Below are 16278 nucleotides of genomic sequence, written 5' to 3'. Positions count from 1 at the left end.
GGTTGATCTATCTCCTAATATCAAATTGAAGGTAATTATTATGAAAGCAGTACATTTTGGCGCAGGCAACATCGGTCGTGGTTTTATTGGTAAAGTTCTTTCTGACTCAAACGTCGCTGTTACATTCGCAGATGTTGATGCTCCGTTGGTAGATCAACTTTCACATGACCAATCATACAAGGTAAAAGTAGTTGGCTCTGAGTGCCAAATAGAGACAGTTACACACGTTACAGCCGTTAACTCTACCAGTGATGACGTTATTGAACGCATTGTAAAAACGGATTTAGTAACCACAGCAGTCGGTCCTAACGTGTTGGATATTATCGCAAAAACCATCGCAAAAGGTTTAGCAAGACGTTTCGATGCAAACAATGAATCACCCTTAAATATCATCGCTTGTGAAAATATGGTTCGTGGTACAACTCATCTTAAAAATGAAGTGTATTCACACCTTGATGAGTCTTATCATGCTCGCTGTAATGAGTTGGTTGGTTTTGTAGATTCAGCAGTAGACCGTATTGTTCCACCCTCTGAATCAGCTAATGATGACTTATTAGAGGTAACTGTTGAAAGCTTTAGCGAATGGATTGTTGATGAACAACAGTTCAAAGGTGGCGCTCCTGAAATTGCTGGAATGGAAAAAACAAACAACCTCATGGCATTTGTTGAACGTAAACTTTTCACACTGAACACTGGTCACTGTATTACTGCTTACCTTGGTTCATTAAAAGGACATGAAACAGTACGAGACGCAATTCAAGACCCTGAAATCAGAGCTGAAGTAAAAACGGCTATGGAAGAAAGTGGAGAAGTATTAATCCGTCGCTATGGTTTTGATAAAGAATTGCACGCAGCTTATATCGAAAAAATTCTAGGCCGCTTTGCTAATCCATATTTACGAGATGAGATTGATCGCGTTGCACGCCAACCAATTCGCAAATTAGGTAAAAATGATCGCTTAATCAAACCCTTATTAGGTACAATAGAATACGGCACTGAGAACAAAATGCTATTAAAAGGTATTGCCGCCGCGTTTAAATACGTAAATAACACTGATCCACAAGCTGTAGAACTACAAACTCGTTTATGTGAATCAGGTTTAAAAGCAACACTTGCGTATTACACAGGATTAACTGAAAACAGTTCAGAAGCGAAAAAGATTGAAGCGATCTTTAATACATTAAATTAATAAAAAACAATTAGAGAGGTGTAATGCCTCTCTCTTTTTATGGCTATTTTATGACAGAAGTAATAAATGAATCTAACATCATTGAACGACTAGACGATGCACCTTCTGTGCGTGGTTTTTTCATCATTGCTGTCGATATTCTTAATGAATCTATCGACGGCTTAATTCAGCGCATTTTTCGTAAAGATGATTTTGCAGTTCAATCTGTTATTGGCCCATTACTTCAAGATTCCGGTCCATTAGGCGATTTAAGCGTAAGACTTAAACTCCTATTTGGTTTAGGTGTATTACCAAATAATACTTATCATGATATTGAAGGACTAATACAACTACGTAATAAATTGAACTTAGAAATGAATGAACTTCAATTTACCGATCCGCAGGTTATCACACCAATTAATGCACTCAATCTTGTAAAAAGAATGGGAATGATTCAATTAGAAATCACTCCTCTTAATGACGATACTGATTTGGCTTTTTATCAAATGCAAATTGATAGACAAAAGCAAATGATTCGTTCTGGACTTTCACTTGCTATTGTTGATATTTGCTCTGAATTACAAAAAGAAAGTCCATTTTAACGACTTTCTTTTACTCACTTTCTGCTTTAGGTAACTTTACCGATATCAACGTAGTTAGCACCAAGAAACCAAACGATACCCACAAACACGCCGAAAATCCGGCTAATTGAAATACCAATCCAGATAAAACAGTACCTACTAAACGTCCCATTGCATTAGCCATATAGTAAAAACCAACATCCATAGAGACGCCATCGCCTTTGGCATAGCTGACAATTAGGTACGAATGCAGTGAAGAATTAATCGCAAATACTGCACCAAAAATAAGTAAACCAATCACAATCGTATATTCAGCTTGCCATTCAATCTGAACCAGATAAGCGATAATCCCTGTCACGACTGTAAGTAATCCTACCCACCATAAAGCAGACCTACCATCAGGTGTTCGACCTTGTGCTTTTCCCGTGATTTTAGGAGCAAAGCCTTGCACAAATCCATATGCGATAACCCATAACGCTAAGAAACCACCGACAAGAGAATGACCCCAACCAAAGACACTGCCTAAGTAAATTGGTAACGCGACGACAAACCACACATCTCTCGCACCAAATAAGAATAATCGTGCAGCTGATAAGGTATTAATCTCCTTAGATTTAGAAAATAGCTGAGTAAATTTAGGCTTTGATTTTGCTTTTCCCATGTCACCATCAAGCAAGAAAACACTGCCGATAAAGACAACGAAAAGAACACTCGCCATCGCTATAACAGCCAATTGAAATCCGATGGTTGTTAAGAGTAAGCCACCAAGAAAGAACCCTGCGCCTTTGAGTGCATTTTTAGACCCAGTAAGAATCGCTATCCACTTATAGAGCGCCCCTTCTTGATCGCTCGGAACTAAGGTTTTAATTGCACTTTTAGCGCTCATTTTATTGAGGTCTTTTGCAACTCCAGATAATGCTTGTGCAGCCATAACCCACGGAATCGTTAACCAAACACTCGGTAATGCCAACATTAACAACGCAAATACCTGCATTATTAAGCCAACATTCATGGTTTTATTTAACCCTAACCGAGCGCCTAACCACCCCCCCAATAAATTAGTCACCACACCAAAGAATTCATAAAACAAAAAGAGAGACGCAATGACTAAAGTACTGTATCCCAAATCATGAAAATAGAGCACCACCAACATACGCAACGCGCCATCAGTAATGGTGAAGTTCCAATAATTAAAGGTCACAATCATGTATTGACGTACACTATGGCTTAATTGAGAGAGCATAAAATAGAGAACCTAAATGAGATTAAGCCATCTCAGAAGTATAATATTCTCCTGAGATAACCTTAACGCTGATTATTTGTAAGCAATAGAATTTATATATTCTATTTGCACTGGCTTAGTAAAAGCACCTGGACGTAACGCTTGGACTTGTTGTTTAATTACATCTAAATCCCAACCTAAATCCAACAGTAAATGTCCTGCAAGTAAACCTGTACGACCTGAACCGCCCATGCAATGCATTGCTACTTTGCCATTATTTTCTAACACTTGTTGTAATTCAGGCGTCGCTGCTTTCCATTCTGCTGCAAATTTATCATCAGGTGCACAATCGTCTTCAATTGGAAGGTAAAACCATTTCATTCCTAGACGCTGTACTTCTTCACCAAGAGAACCAACGCCTTTTTCTGTTAGCTCATCTTGACTTAATGCAGTGACAATCGCAGCTACACCTTGTGCTTTTAGTTGCGTTAAAGATTCAATTAACTCAACGCCTTTTGTGCCAGGACAAGGCGTCAAAATCAATGCGCCATAAGTGTCAGTAACGGGTAACTCCCAAGTAGGATGTGTCATTTCAGATTCCTCAATGCTTAAGCCAAACCAACATTTCTAACTAATTCCGCAGTACGAGTGGCGTAACCCATTTCATTGTCATACCACGCATAAATCTTCACCATACGTTTACCAACAAGCATAGTAGACAAAGCATCGACAATCGTTGAACGTTGGTCTCCTTTATAATCAATAGAGACAAGAGGGCGCTCTTCGTAACCTAAAATACCTTTTAGATCACCATAAGCCGCATCCTTTAATAACTGATTTACTTCTTCAACAGTCGTATCTCTTTTCACTTCAAAGATAATGTCAGTCAGTGATGCGTTCGCTAAAGGAACTCGTACCGCATGACCGTCGATTTTATTTTTAAGCTCAGGGAAAATCTCAACAATCGCTTTTGCAGAACCTGTTGTAGTAGGGATTAGGCTCATTCCACACGCTCGCGCACGGCGAAGATCTTTATGAGGTGCATCTAAAATGGTTTGTGTATTGGTCAAATCATGAATGGTAGTAAATGCCGCGTTTTCGATACCCAACTCACTATTAATAACTTTAACAATTGGAGCGAGGCAGTTTGTAGTGCAAGATGCCGCAGTGACGATTTGATGAACAGCAGGATCAAAAATATCGTCGTTCACACCAACCACAATATTCGCGACACCGTCTTCTTTTACCGGAGCAGAAACAACAACACGTTTAACGCCCTGCGCTAAATATTTATCTAAAAATGAACGTGTGCGATGCACGCCCGTAGCTTCAATAACGACATCACAACCGGACCAATCGACAGCATCAATGTCTTTTTCTTGAGTGGTTATTAGCTTTTGTTCACCGATGATCATAGTTCTTCCATCGGTGGTCACTGCATGGTTCCAACGTCCTTGAATTGAATCAAATTCAAGTAAATGCGCTAAAGTATGTGCATCTCCCGCGACGTCATTTATTTGCACAAATTCCAATTCTGGCCAATCGTATGCCGCTCTTAATGCCAAACGTCCAATACGACCAAATCCGTTAATCCCTACTTTAATTGTCATCGTTTTTCCCCTAAATGAAATTAGCAACACGTTTTTATGGCGTTTAATTTATCTGTGTCTTTTTGATATTGAGCTTGTAAACAATTTGATTGCTTCAAACCTTCAATAATTTTGTTTAACCAACCTGGTAGTTCAGTACTCACTTGGTAATACACCCACTGTCCTTCACGAGTATCAATCAATACACCTGACTGGCGTAGCTGCGCTAAATGCCGAGAGATCTTTGGCTGACTTTCACCTAATGCTTCCGTCAATTGGTTTACACATAAACGACCTTCGCGCGCGATAAGTAGTAAACAACGGATCCGTGTTTCATCAGAAAGCAGTTTGAAAAATTGATGAGGTAACATAATGAACCTTAAATATGAATATATGCATTTCCATATATCATATGCACTATAATACAAAAATCAATAGAAAAAATAGCGATTCAGCAATCACTTTTCTAAACTAAAAGATAAATAGTGTGGTTTTAAACTTAATGCAATGAAATTAACATTTAATAATGATAGTTTTATAACTATACAAAATTTAAATAATAGCCGCTTTACATGGATGTGCGTATGACAGCTTTCTTTACTTCTCGTTTTAATTCACAAGACAGCATAATTGACCTATCAAAATGGCAAGAGCTTGCAGATTTAATTGTTGATATTTTTGGCGCAGATTGTGGCGCTATTATTGAGTTTACAGGTCATTCTTTTCATACTCTTGTAAGCAGTAATAATGAAACAAGCTTTCTTCACCAAGGCTCTCAATGGTCCTGTGACAATAAAAGTTTTTGCCGTACGATTGTTGAAACAGGCAAAGAACTATATGTTCCTAATGCATTAAAGAGTGAATATTGGATTAACGCACCAGCCGTTAAAGATGGCCCAGTAAGATCATATTGTGGGGTTCCCGTCTTTCACCCTAACGGTTCTATTTATGGCACTGTCTGTGCGATAGATACAAAAAATACCGATTATGAAAATGCATTAATTAAACTATTACTCCACCTTTCAAAACTAATCACTGCTGACTTAAAAATGGCAGAAGAAGCTGAGCAGCATAAACAAATGGCTCTTACTGATTCAATGACTGAATTACTTAATCGTCGAGGATTAGGAATTTTAGGTAAACAAAAACGAAAAGACGCGAAACGATACCAAGACAGTATCGGTATTCTTTATCTTGATATTGATAATCTAAAGCAGGTAAATGATAACTTTGGTCACTCAACTGGAGATCAATGCATTCAAATTTTAGCTAATATTCTAAAAAATGAAGTCAGAGAATCAGATCTTATCGCTCGTACTGGTGGTGATGAATTTATTGTCTTAACGTTATTAAATAAAGAACAAGAAACCGAGCTAAGCGCCCTTTCATTACGTATTCGTCAACATTACCAAGAGAAAACACAATATCAGTCAGGCTTGAATATCAGTAATATCAGTATTGGTCAGCATCTTGAACCTCATAACTCAACAACCACGCTAAAAGACATGTTTATGAATGCTGATGCCTCTATGTATAAAGAAAAGGAACAGAAAAAAAGCATCACTGATGCAAACAAAAACGGCAGCCTTATTTAAGGCTGCCGTTTTTTATTTCAATCTTATAAGTAAACTTACTCTACCGTTACCGCCTTCGCTAAGTTACGAGGCTGATCGACATCCGTTCCTTTAATTAAAGCAACATGATAAGACAATAATTGCATCGGAACCGTGTAATAAATAGGTGCAGTAATATCACTTACATGAGGCATAGTAATTATCTTCATGTTCTCATCCGCTTCAAAGCCTGCTTGTTCATCGGCAAACACATAAAGTAATCCACCACGGGCACGAACTTCTTCCACATTAGATTTTAATTTTTCTAATAAGTCATTAGTAGGAGCAACCACGACAACTGGCATTTCTGCATCAATAAGCGCTAATGGACCATGCTTTAGCTCACCAGCCGCATACGCTTCAGCATGAATGTATGAGATTTCTTTTAGCTTCAAAGACGCTTCAACGGCAATTGGATAAAACTCACCACGACCTAAAAATAGCGTGTGTTGCTTATCAGCAAAATCAGGCGCTAAAGCTTCAATCTCTTTATCAAACGCCAATGCTTTTTCAATTTGTGCAGGCAGAGCATGTAGAGCTTCAACTATCTCTTTTTCTTTCTCTTTTGAGATACGATTTTGTTGTTTACCTAGAGCTGTCACTAACATCAATAATGCAGCAAGTTGTGTGGTGAAAGCTTTCGTTGATGCCACACCTATCTCTGTTCCTGCACGAGTCATGAAGGCAAAATCAGACTCACGAACCAATGATGAACCCGCTACGTTACATACCGTCATTGCCCCCATGTAACCACGCTCTTTTGCAAGACGAAGGGCAGCTAAGGTATCAGCCGTTTCCCCTGATTGAGACAAAGTAATTAATAAGCTATTTGGGCGAGTAACAAATTTACGGTAACGGAACTCAGAAGCAATTTCGACATCACAACTCACACCTGCCAATGATTCGAACCAATAGCGAGCCGTCATACCTGCATTATAAGAGGTCCCACACGCAATGATTTGCACGTGTTCAACTTTATTTAAAATCTCAACGGCATTAACACCAATACTCTCAGTAACAACAGAGTCGTGAGTAATACGCCCTTCCATTGTATTGATTAACGCTTTAGGCTGTTCAAACACTTCTTTCTGCATGAAGTGACGGTATTGACCTTTATCACCCGCATCATGCTCAGCGTTTGATTCAGTCACTTCACGTTCAACTTGCTCACCATTTGCATCAAAGACAACAACATCACGACGTGTAATTTCAGCAACATCGCCTTCTTCAAGATACATAAAACGACGAGTAACATTTAATAATGCCAATTGATCAGACGCTAAAAAGTTTTCACCTACACCACGACCAATAACAATTGGGCTACCAGAACGAGCGACAACCAAACGGTCAGGATCACGTCGGTCCATTGCTACCGTTCCATACGCACCATCAAGTTGAATCGCTGTTTTTTGTACCGCTTCAATAAGTGAATTCGACGAGCGCAACTCCCACTCAACAAGATGTGCAATCACTTCTGTATCGGTTTGAGAGACAAACACATAACCACGCTCTTGCAATAAAGAGCGCAAAACTTCATGGTTTTCGATAATGCCATTGTGAACAATCGTAATATCACCAGAAACATGAGGGTGAGCATTAATTTCAGAAGGTTCGCCATGAGTAGCCCAGCGGGTATGAGCGATACCTGTACCGCCAACGACATGGGATTCTTCAACTGCACTCGCTAATTCTTTTACTTTACCCAAACGACGTAAACGTGTGTAGTTACTATCGGCATCAACAACCGCAATGCCTGCTGAATCATAGCCGCGATATTCTAAACGACGTAATCCTTCCACTAAAATTTCAGCTACGTCTCTTTGTGCAACTGCACCAACGATTCCACACATGGCAATACTCCAATTATTCTAATCTTAAATTCTTATCGTTTAAGAAACGGTTTCCGTTCCTTGGTAATAACCGCTGATTGGCAGCAAAATATCAGCGGTATAAGGGCTTATTAACCCTAATTAAATCACTGAGCTCTAATAACTCTTACACTATGTGATTCAATTTTTTGTTGGTGTTCTTGGCTTAAATCGTTATTGGTAATCAACACGTCAATGCTGTCCCATGGCAATTCCACATTAGGAATTTTTCGGCCAATTTTTTCTGATTCAACCATTAAAATAACTTCACGGGCGACTTCAGACATCACTCGACTTAACCCGACTAATTCATTAAAGGTGGTTGTTCCGCGTTCTAAATCAATACCATCAGCACCAATGAACAACTGATCAAAATCATAGGATCGTAATACAGATTCTGCCACTTGACCTTGGAATGAGTCCGAATGGCTGTCCCACGTACCCCCTGTCATTAATAACGTAGGTTCGTTCTCAATTTCTTGCAACGCATTGGCTACAGGTAGCGAGTTTGTCATTACCACCAATCCATTTCTCTTTGAGAGTTGATTAATCAGTGCCGCAGTTGTACTCCCGCTATCAATAATGATCCTGTTATGATCTTTAATGAGTTCAACGGCTGAAATTGCCAAAGACAACTTTCGATTCGAAACTTCTTCACAAGTATCTTCTTGGATAATATTCGAAGGCATTAATACCGCTCCGCCATACTTACGCATTAGCAAACCATTCTTCTCTAACTCAGTTAGATCTTTACGAATAGTCACTTCTGAGATATCAAAAAGCTCAGAAAGCTCTTCGACAGTAACTTCTCCCTTCTCTATTAATAAAGACAGGATCATATGACGGCGTTGTTTTGTGTTTCTCTTCGACATAAAAAACTCATTAAGTTTCGATTTGAAAGAAGTTTAGTTTCGTTTTAATTGATTGTCTAGAGCTAGAAATTAATTCGTTTTAAATATTAAGATCTCGAGATCTGATCTTATTTAATGAAAACGAGAAATGAGTTAGAGATACAGCGCAGACTTTAGCGTCTAAAAATTGCTCAAAAGACGGTTAGATGTTAATTTTATTAAATAACTTATGAGGAATATTGTAGCCATGGACGATAACTACACCATTATTATTGCGGATGATCATCCCTTATTTCGCAATGCACTTTTTCAATCAATTCACATGGCTATCAGCGGTGCGAACCTACTCGAAGCCGATTCTCTTAGTGCGTTACTTAACGTACTAGAAAAAGAGCCTGATCCTGATTTACTGCTTTTAGATTTAAAAATGCCTGGCAGTAATGGAATGTCTGGGTTAATACAACTTCGTTCTCAGTACCCTGATTTACCTATTGTTGTTGTCTCTGCCAGTGAAGAACCTAGTATTATCTCTCAAGTTAAGAGTCATGGTGCTTTTGGTTTCATTCCTAAATCAAGTGACATGCGTTCACTAATATCAGCACTAAATCAAATTTTATCTGGCGATTCCTATTTTCCAGAAGGCTCAATTAAGAACTCAGCGGCCTGTGATGATTTAGCGACTAAAATTACGAGCCTTACTCCGCAGCAATATAAAGTTCTCGGAATGCTTTCTGATGGATTGCTAAACAAACAAATCGCTTATGACTTAGAAGTATCTGAAGCAACAATAAAAGCACACATGACTGCCATTTTTAGAAAGTTAGGGGTAAAAAACAGAACTCAAGCCGTTATTTTATTGCAACAGACTGAAAGTTAACCTTGATATAACACACTAGCCTATAAATTAAGGTATATTACCCGTTCATTTTATCCCTCTGTTTAACCTAACTCTGGGAGAGTTCATGATAAGCATCCTCGTTACTCAATTCGTTGTTCTTTGGGCTGTTATCGATCCTATTGGTTCTGTACCTGTCTATCTTTCACAAACTCAACACCTATCTGCTAAGCAACGTAAAGTTGTTGCTTTGAAGGCCGTTGCTATTGCGACCGCCGTACTATTATTCTTTCTTGTCATTGGGCAATTATTGCTAGAAGCAATGCAAATCCCATTACCAGCCTTTCAAGTAGCTGGTGGCTTGGTCTTGTTGATCTTCGCTTTAACTATGATTTTTGGCGAAAGCAAACCAGAGCAAGAGCAGAAATTAAGTGAAGATATTAGCCACTCTGACCTTGCAGATTTAGCCGTTTACCCTTTAGCTATCCCATCAATTGCGTCACCAGGTGCAATGATGGCAATTGTGATGTTAACTGATAATTCTAGGTATTCTTTTTTAGATCAATCAATTACCGCAGCTGTCATGATTGTTGTTCTCGTGATTACTCTATGTTTACTTCTTGGTGCAACCTTCATTCATAAAATAATAGGAAATGTGGGGGCCGCAATAATTAGTCGTGTTATGGGGTTAATTCTGGCGGCAGTTGCGGTTAATAACTTATTACTTGGCATCAAAGATTTCTATTTTTAAGCATATATCTAAGGTAAATACTTTAGACCTTGGTATCAATTAACATAACGCTAACACAATAAAATCGATACATACCTCACATAAAACGCTCATATTTCGAGCGTTTTTCTTTATCTGCTCGACTAAAGTTGCACTGTTTTCTTCCTTTCTCACTGCTAATCTCTTTTTGGTTACATATTATTAACATTAAAAAGGAGCCAGCTATGGCGTTCGAAACAAAAGAACAAGCACAAGCCTATTGGAAGGAAAATCTAGGAATAATGGGTGGACTACTCTTCGTCTGGTTTGCTGTCTCATTTGGTGCAGGCATTTTATTTGTCGATGTTCTGGATACGATTCAAATTGGGGGCTTTAAATTAGGCTTCTGGTTTGCACAACAAGGTTCAATTTATACCTTTGTTGCCCTGATCTTTATCTATGTGATTCGCATGAATGCACTAGATAAAAAATACAACGTACAAGAAGACTAGAGGAATTAGCATGGATATCCAAACTTGGACGTTTATATTAGTAGGTATCACTTTTACCCTTTATATCGGGATAGCAATATGGGCTCGCGCGGGATCAACCAGTGAGTTCTATGTTGCTGGTGGTGGGGTTCACCCTGTCGCCAATGGTATGGCAACCGCCGCAGACTGGATGTCGGCCGCATCATTTATTTCCATGGCAGGTATCATTTCTTTTGTTGGTTATGATGGTGCTGTTTATCTAATGGGTTGGACTGGCGGCTATGTTCTTTTAGCCTTATGTCTTGCTCCTTATTTACGTAAATTTGGTAAGTTTACTGTGCCAGATTTCATCGGTGAGCGTTACTATTCAAAAACAGCACGTATGGTTGCAGTGTTCTGTGCCATCTTTGTTTCTTTCACTTACGTGGCAGGGCAAATGCGTGGTGTCGGCGTAGTATTCTCTCGATTCCTTGAGGTTGATATTAACCTCGGTATCATCATTGGTATGTGTATCGTATTTTTCTATGCGGTATTAGGTGGCATGAAAGGCATCACTTATACGCAGGTCGCTCAATTCTGTGTCCTCATTTTCGCCTTCCTTGTTCCTGCCGTTTTCACTTCAATCATGATGACAGGTAACGTATTCCCTCAAGTTGGTATGGGCTCAACCATTACTGGCTCTGAAGTTTACTTGCTGGATAAATTAGATGGGTTAACAACAGAACTTGGCTTCACACCTTATACTGACGGATCTAAGAGTATGGTTGATGTGTTTTTCATCTGTGCAGCTCTTATGGTTGGTACTGCTGGCCTGCCTCATGTAATCATTCGTTTTTTCACAGTTCCTCGCGTTAAAGATGCACGTATTTCTGCGGGCTGGGCATTATTGTTTATTTCATTCTTATACACCACAGCACCTGCTGTTGCCGCATTTGCTCGTGTGAATATGATTGAAACTATCAATGGTCCAGATAGCCTAGGGGTTGCTGCTGCTGATGCACCTAGCTGGTATAAAAACTGGGAAAGCACCGGTCTTGTTGGTTGGGAAGATAAAAATGGCGATGGCAAGATGTTCTACTCTGGTGATGACCGAAATGAAATGGACATCAACCGAGATATCATCGTATTAGCCTCTCCTGAATTAGCAAGTTTACCAAACTGGGTTGTTGCACTATTAGCTGCCGGTGGTTTAGCCGCTGCACTATCAACGGCTGCCGGTCTATTACTGGTTATCTCTACCTCAATTTCTCACGATTTATTGAAGAAAGGGATAAAACCTAACATGACAGATAAACAAGAGTTACTCGCCGCCCGAGTAGCAGCAGCTGTCGCCATTGTTGGTGCTGGTTATCTAGGAATAAATCCACCGGGCTTTGTTGCACAGGTTGTCGCCTTCGCCTTCGGGTTAGCCGCTGCATCCTTCTTCCCTGCCATCATCTTAGGTATTTTCTATAAGAAGATGAATAAAGAAGGGGCAATTGCGGGCATGGTTTCAGGTGTGGTATTCACTACGGCTTATATTGTTTACTTCAAATTCATTAACCCAACAGCAAGCACCCCTGATAACTGGTGGTTTGGTATTAGTCCTGAAGGGATTGGTACGCTAGGTATGTGTGTGAACTTCATTGTTTCAATTGCAGTAAATAAAGTAACCGCTGAAGTACCTCAAGATGTGCAAGATATGGTTGAATCAATCCGTTACCCTAAAGGTGCGGGTGAAGCTCACGACCACTAAACTAAGATATGAATAACAATAAATAACGTCAGAAATAACAGCTAAAATTAAAAGGAGTTAGTCATTACTAACTCCTTTTTTTATATTATTTATCAATACCTAAGAGCTAACATGGCGATTCAACACGGCTCTTAACTTTAATGGTTTTACAGGTTTAGCAATAAATCCAAAGCCATTGCTTTTAATGCTTTCTAATAAGTCATCGGTTTTATCTGCACTGATCATTACCCCTTCAAAACGATTCCCTAAACGCAGGCGACATTGTTGTAATACTTCTAATCCCGTCCTGTCATTATCCAATCGATAATCAGAGAAAATAACATCAGGACTCCAATCATTTTCCAAGCAATGTAAACTACTAAACAAATCAGTGGCGGTTTTCACCTCACAGCCCCAACGTTGTAATAAAGATTCCATTCCTATCAGAATATCTGGTTCATTATCCACACATAACACGCGTAGCGAACTTAATGGTAATTCTGGCTTTTGTGCTACCGTAGGCATTTCCCTTTTTAACTCAACGCCATGATCTAATGTGACAGAAAATACCGAACCTTTATTTACCCACGAACGCAACGAGATAGTATGTCCAAGTACATGAGATATCCCACGAGCAATCGCCAATCCCAAGCCTAAACCTTGATCGGCCCGGCTCTGATCAACTCGAGTAAATTCATCAAAGATAGCTTGCTGTTTTTCTTCGGGAATGCCTATACCACTATCCCATACATCGAGACGAATTTTTCCCTCAACTCTTCTTGCCCCCAATACGACTTTTCCTTGAGGATTATATCGAAAGGCATTGGTTAGGAAGTTTTGCAGTACTCGACGTAATAATTTTGGATCAGATTCCACCACTAAATTAGAATGTATAACGTTAAAATCTATTCCTTGTTGCTTGGCTAATGCACCAAACTCCGCTTCTAAATTTGACAACATTGAGTTGAGTGAAAAACCATATACGTTTGTTTCTAACTTACCCGCTTCTAAACGAGAGATATCCAGTAAATCACCTATTAACTCTTCTGCCGCCCCTAATGCACTTTCAATATGCCCTGATATTTTCTTTGTCTCACCATCTTTAGTGACTTCGCTTAATGAAGAAGCAAACAAGCGTGCCGCATTCAGTGGTTGCATTAAATCATGACTCACCGCTGCCAGTAATCGTGTTTTTGAATGCGAGGCTTTCTCTGCACTTTGGGTTGCGCCAACCAAGCGTTGATTTAATTTTTCTAATTCTCTGGTTCGCTCATGAACCCTAGACTCTAAAGTCTCATTAGTTTCTTTTAATGCTTTTTCTGCCTGTCTAAAAACGGTGATATCGCTAAAACTCATCACAAACCCGCCATTTGGCATCGGATTACCTTGTACCTCAATAACCTGACCATCCGCTCTTATCCGTGAAGATACATGACGCGTTCCTCGCTCTAAATGCTCTACTCGTCGTTGAACGTGTATTTCAGGATCACCCGGACCACATAAACCTTGCTCTGCATTGTGGCGGATAACATCTGCAATTGGTCGCCCTACTTGAATCAGTCCAGAAGGAAAGGTAAATAATTCTAAATAACGCTGATTCCATGCCACTAGCTTCATTTGCTTATCCACCACGGCAATCCCTTGACTGATATGCTCAATGGCACCTTGCAATAAACCACGGCTAAAGTCATACAACTCAGAGGCTTCATCTACAATCGTTGCTACCTCCTCAAGCTGCATATTTCTTCCCTGTAATGCCGAGGTTAATACCAACCGAGAAGAAGACGCACCAAAGACTCCAGCGAGTACACGCTCTGTATGCCTAATTAATTGAGAACTCGCTTGTTGTTGTGGAAGTAACTCTTCACTCTGTTGCTCTGCGAACTGACGAAATGCTTTTCGTGCTCTTTTCCGCCCAACAAATCGAGAAGCCAACATTTCAAGCTCACCAACCGTAACCCGAGTTTGATATACGCTGACATCTTCACTCTCAGGCAAAGGTGCTCCAACAAAGGCGGCGGCTTGTAAGCGCTCACTCAGTGAAGCTCTAGTAACAAAAGAAACCACAATAAATAAGACAGCATTCAAGCCTAAACTCATCATCATTCCCCAATCAGAAGCTTTTACTTCTAATTGCTGTAGCCATTCCGGCGGAGTAATTATCCATAGTAAAACGTTATTTTCAGCACTTCCTGCCAACATTTGAGTTTGGCTCATTAAGGTAATTAACCAAACCATAAAACCTATCGCTAATCCGGCATAGACCCCTTTTTTATTGCCTTGTCGCCAATACAAGCCACCAATTAATGCAGGAGCAAATTGAGCGATAGCCGCAAATGCCAATAAACCAATTACCGATAAAGATTCTATCGAATCAAGAGCCTGATAAAACCCCCAAGCCCCAACTAATAACAAAACTATCAACAAGCGTCGAATGGTCACTAATAAATTAGAAAAATGACCAAACGTTCGAGCCGTTGTTTTTACTCGACGCAATAACAAAGGCAGAACAAGATCATTCGAGACCATGATAGCAAGTGCAATAGTAGAAACGATCACCATACCACTTGCTGCGGAGGTGCCTCCGACAAACGCTAATAGCGCCATGTGATCTGCACCAATAGAAAGCGGAACGCTAATGATAAAACCATCACTAGCAATATCACCAGAAAGCAGAGCTTGCCCTGCCCAAGAGATAGGAAGAACAAACAACCCCATCAATAATAAATAGAGAGGAAATACCCACCGTGCTGTACGTAGATCTTGAGCTCGTTCATTTTCAACTACGATAGTATGAAACTGCCTCGGCAAACAAATGATAGCCGCCATTGTTAACAAAGTATGAAACAATAACGTAATTAGATTTGGTGACTGATACGTCTCTTTTGCAACCGAAATAAGATCAATACTTGGCTCTGAATAAGCCAAATAAACAATGAACCCACCAACAGAAAAAAAAGCAATAAGTTTAACGATAGATTCAAACGCGACAGCCATCATTAAGCCTCGATGATGCTCTGTGGTATCAATATGTCGAGTTCCAAAAAGAATAGTAAAAATAGCAAGTGCCCCACCAACAAACCAAGAGATATGACCATCTTGATACCCTAAATCTTGAGCTAAATTAGGAGCAACAAGATCTAATCCCATTGTTATTCCCCTCAATTGCAACGCAATATAAGGAAGGATACCAATCACTGCGATGATAGTAATCACACCAGCAAGACCTTGAGATTTACCGTAACGAGCCGCAATAAAATCGGCAATAGAAGTGATGTGCTCACGCTTTGCAATTAAGATAATTCTGGCTAAAAAACGCCATGCGAAGACAAAAACAAAAATAGGAGCAAGGTAGATAGGAAGGAAAGCCCACGGGTTATTAGTGGCTTGGCCCACGGTGCCATAAAAGGTCCATGAGGTACAATAAACGGCAATAGAAAGACTGTAAATCCATGAGCGATAACGAGCTAACCACCCTTTTTGACGATCACCATACCAGGCAATTAAAAACAATAATCCTAAATAGGCCAACGAAACTGGCACTACAATCCATCCTTGTGTCATCACTCATCCTTGGTGATACCACTCTAGTGCCATAAAAAAACGCTAGAAGGGTACAAATACTCTGTAGCACCAT

General features: G+C 39.8%; 14 protein-coding genes. 7 read left to right on the top strand and 7 right to left on the bottom strand.

Annotated elements, in window-relative coordinates; genetic code table 11:
- Nucleotides 1–40: 40 nt before the first annotated feature.
- Together BTO22_RS00335 and BTO22_RS00330 are read left to right on the top strand one after the other, a co-directional pair.
- On the top strand, nucleotides 41–1189 hold the full coding sequence (locus BTO22_RS00335; protein WP_181044526.1) for a mannitol-1-phosphate 5-dehydrogenase: 1149 nt from the start codon (nucleotides 41–43) through the stop codon (nucleotides 1187–1189).
- A 50-nt stretch (nucleotides 1190–1239) separates the two neighbouring features.
- Nucleotides 1240–1770, top strand: coding sequence for an MltR family transcriptional regulator (locus tag BTO22_RS00330; RefSeq protein ID WP_061012953.1), 531 nt, complete (start codon nucleotides 1240–1242; stop codon nucleotides 1768–1770).
- A 10-nt stretch (nucleotides 1771–1780) separates the two neighbouring features.
- Here BTO22_RS00330 and arsJ read toward each other — a convergent pair whose 3' ends face one another.
- The 4 genes from arsJ to BTO22_RS00310 form a co-directional block, all read right to left on the bottom strand.
- The gene (arsJ, locus tag BTO22_RS00325; protein WP_105053843.1) at nucleotides 1781–2992 is read right to left on the bottom strand and encodes an organoarsenical effux MFS transporter ArsJ; all 1212 of its coding nucleotides are present in this window, start codon (nucleotides 2990–2992) and stop codon (nucleotides 1781–1783) included.
- A gap of 72 nt (nucleotides 2993–3064) precedes the next feature.
- Nucleotides 3065–3562 carry a phosphatase domain-containing putative toxin gene (locus BTO22_RS00320; protein ID WP_105053842.1) on the bottom strand — a complete coding sequence of 166 codons (498 nt, stop codon included), beginning with the start codon at nucleotides 3560–3562 and terminating at the stop codon, nucleotides 3065–3067.
- Between the two features lie 17 nt (nucleotides 3563–3579).
- On the bottom strand, nucleotides 3580–4581 hold the full coding sequence (locus BTO22_RS00315; RefSeq protein ID WP_105053841.1) for an ArsJ-associated glyceraldehyde-3-phosphate dehydrogenase: 1002 nt from the start codon (nucleotides 4579–4581) through the stop codon (nucleotides 3580–3582).
- A gap of 20 nt (nucleotides 4582–4601) precedes the next feature.
- Entirely contained in the window at nucleotides 4602–4931 is a 330-nt protein-coding gene (locus BTO22_RS00310; protein WP_105053840.1) for a metalloregulator ArsR/SmtB family transcription factor, read from the bottom strand.
- 213 nt (nucleotides 4932–5144) lie between these two features.
- On the opposite strand from BTO22_RS00310, the gene BTO22_RS00305 reads away from it, so the two are divergent.
- Entirely contained in the window at nucleotides 5145–6155 is a 1011-nt protein-coding gene (locus tag BTO22_RS00305; protein ID WP_258132404.1) for a sensor domain-containing diguanylate cyclase, read from the top strand.
- Between the two features lie 35 nt (nucleotides 6156–6190).
- Here the strand turns inward: BTO22_RS00305 and glmS are convergent, their stop codons facing one another.
- Nucleotides 6191–8023, bottom strand: a complete 1833-nt coding sequence (gene glmS, locus BTO22_RS00300; protein ID WP_105053838.1) for a glutamine--fructose-6-phosphate transaminase (isomerizing) — start codon at nucleotides 8021–8023, stop codon at nucleotides 6191–6193.
- 125 nt (nucleotides 8024–8148) lie between these two features.
- On the bottom strand, nucleotides 8149–8913 hold the full coding sequence (locus tag BTO22_RS00295; RefSeq protein ID WP_061005678.1) for a DeoR/GlpR family DNA-binding transcription regulator: 765 nt from the start codon (nucleotides 8911–8913) through the stop codon (nucleotides 8149–8151).
- Nucleotides 8914–9139: 226 nt separating this feature from the next.
- On the opposite strand from BTO22_RS00295, the gene BTO22_RS00290 reads away from it, so the two are divergent.
- The 4 genes from BTO22_RS00290 (at nucleotide 9140) to BTO22_RS00275 (ending at nucleotide 12662) form a co-directional block, all read left to right on the top strand.
- On the top strand, nucleotides 9140–9769 hold the full coding sequence (locus tag BTO22_RS00290) for a response regulator transcription factor (protein ID WP_061030588.1): 630 nt from the start codon (nucleotides 9140–9142) through the stop codon (nucleotides 9767–9769).
- A gap of 85 nt (nucleotides 9770–9854) precedes the next feature.
- Nucleotides 9855–10478 carry a MarC family protein gene (locus BTO22_RS00285; RefSeq protein WP_061005676.1) on the top strand — a complete coding sequence of 208 codons (624 nt, stop codon included), beginning with the start codon at nucleotides 9855–9857 and terminating at the stop codon, nucleotides 10476–10478.
- A gap of 203 nt (nucleotides 10479–10681) precedes the next feature.
- Entirely contained in the window at nucleotides 10682–10948 is a 267-nt protein-coding gene (locus BTO22_RS00280; protein ID WP_061005671.1) for a DUF4212 domain-containing protein, read from the top strand.
- A 10-nt stretch (nucleotides 10949–10958) separates the two neighbouring features.
- Nucleotides 10959–12662: a sodium:solute symporter family protein gene (locus BTO22_RS00275; RefSeq protein ID WP_061005669.1), complete on the top strand. Its 1704-nt coding sequence runs from the start codon at nucleotides 10959–10961 to the stop codon at nucleotides 12660–12662.
- A gap of 99 nt (nucleotides 12663–12761) precedes the next feature.
- Here BTO22_RS00275 and BTO22_RS00270 read toward each other — a convergent pair whose 3' ends face one another.
- Nucleotides 12762–16205 (bottom strand): PAS domain-containing hybrid sensor histidine kinase/response regulator, encoded by a 3444-nt coding sequence (locus BTO22_RS00270; protein ID WP_105053837.1) that lies wholly within the window; start codon nucleotides 16203–16205, stop codon nucleotides 12762–12764.
- Nucleotides 16206–16278: the final 73 nt, after the last annotated feature.

The sequence above is a fragment of the Aliivibrio sifiae genome (assembly GCF_002954705.1).
In the GTDB taxonomy this organism is placed as follows: domain Bacteria; phylum Pseudomonadota; class Gammaproteobacteria; order Enterobacterales; family Vibrionaceae; genus Aliivibrio; species Aliivibrio sifiae_A.
This window is presented reverse-complemented; position numbering and strand designations above follow the sequence as displayed.

Coding starts and splice junctions, on each gene's coding strand:
- BTO22_RS00330 (WP_061012953.1), top strand. CDS start 1,240: ATGACAGAAGTAATAAATGAATCTAACATCATTGAACGACTAGACGAT.
- BTO22_RS00275 (WP_061005669.1), top strand. CDS start 10,959: ATGGATATCCAAACTTGGACGTTTATATTAGTAGGTATCACTTTTACC.
- BTO22_RS00315 (WP_105053841.1), bottom strand. CDS start 4,581: ATGACAATTAAAGTAGGGATTAACGGATTTGGTCGTATTGGACGTTTG.
- BTO22_RS00295 (WP_061005678.1), bottom strand. CDS start 8,913: ATGTCGAAGAGAAACACAAAACAACGCCGTCATATGATCCTGTCTTTA.
- BTO22_RS00305 (WP_258132404.1), top strand. CDS start 5,145: ATGACAGCTTTCTTTACTTCTCGTTTTAATTCACAAGACAGCATAATT.
- BTO22_RS00280 (WP_061005671.1), top strand. CDS start 10,682: ATGGCGTTCGAAACAAAAGAACAAGCACAAGCCTATTGGAAGGAAAAT.
- BTO22_RS00310 (WP_105053840.1), bottom strand. CDS start 4,931: ATGTTACCTCATCAATTTTTCAAACTGCTTTCTGATGAAACACGGATC.
- BTO22_RS00320 (WP_105053842.1), bottom strand. CDS start 3,562: ATGACACATCCTACTTGGGAGTTACCCGTTACTGACACTTATGGCGCA.
- BTO22_RS00270 (WP_105053837.1), bottom strand. CDS start 16,205: ATGACACAAGGATGGATTGTAGTGCCAGTTTCGTTGGCCTATTTAGGA.
- BTO22_RS00290 (WP_061030588.1), top strand. CDS start 9,140: ATGGACGATAACTACACCATTATTATTGCGGATGATCATCCCTTATTT.
- arsJ (WP_105053843.1), bottom strand. CDS start 2,992: ATGCTCTCTCAATTAAGCCATAGTGTACGTCAATACATGATTGTGACC.
- glmS (WP_105053838.1), bottom strand. CDS start 8,023: ATGTGTGGAATCGTTGGTGCAGTTGCACAAAGAGACGTAGCTGAAATT.
- BTO22_RS00285 (WP_061005676.1), top strand. CDS start 9,855: ATGATAAGCATCCTCGTTACTCAATTCGTTGTTCTTTGGGCTGTTATC.
- BTO22_RS00335 (WP_181044526.1), top strand. CDS start 41: ATGAAAGCAGTACATTTTGGCGCAGGCAACATCGGTCGTGGTTTTATT.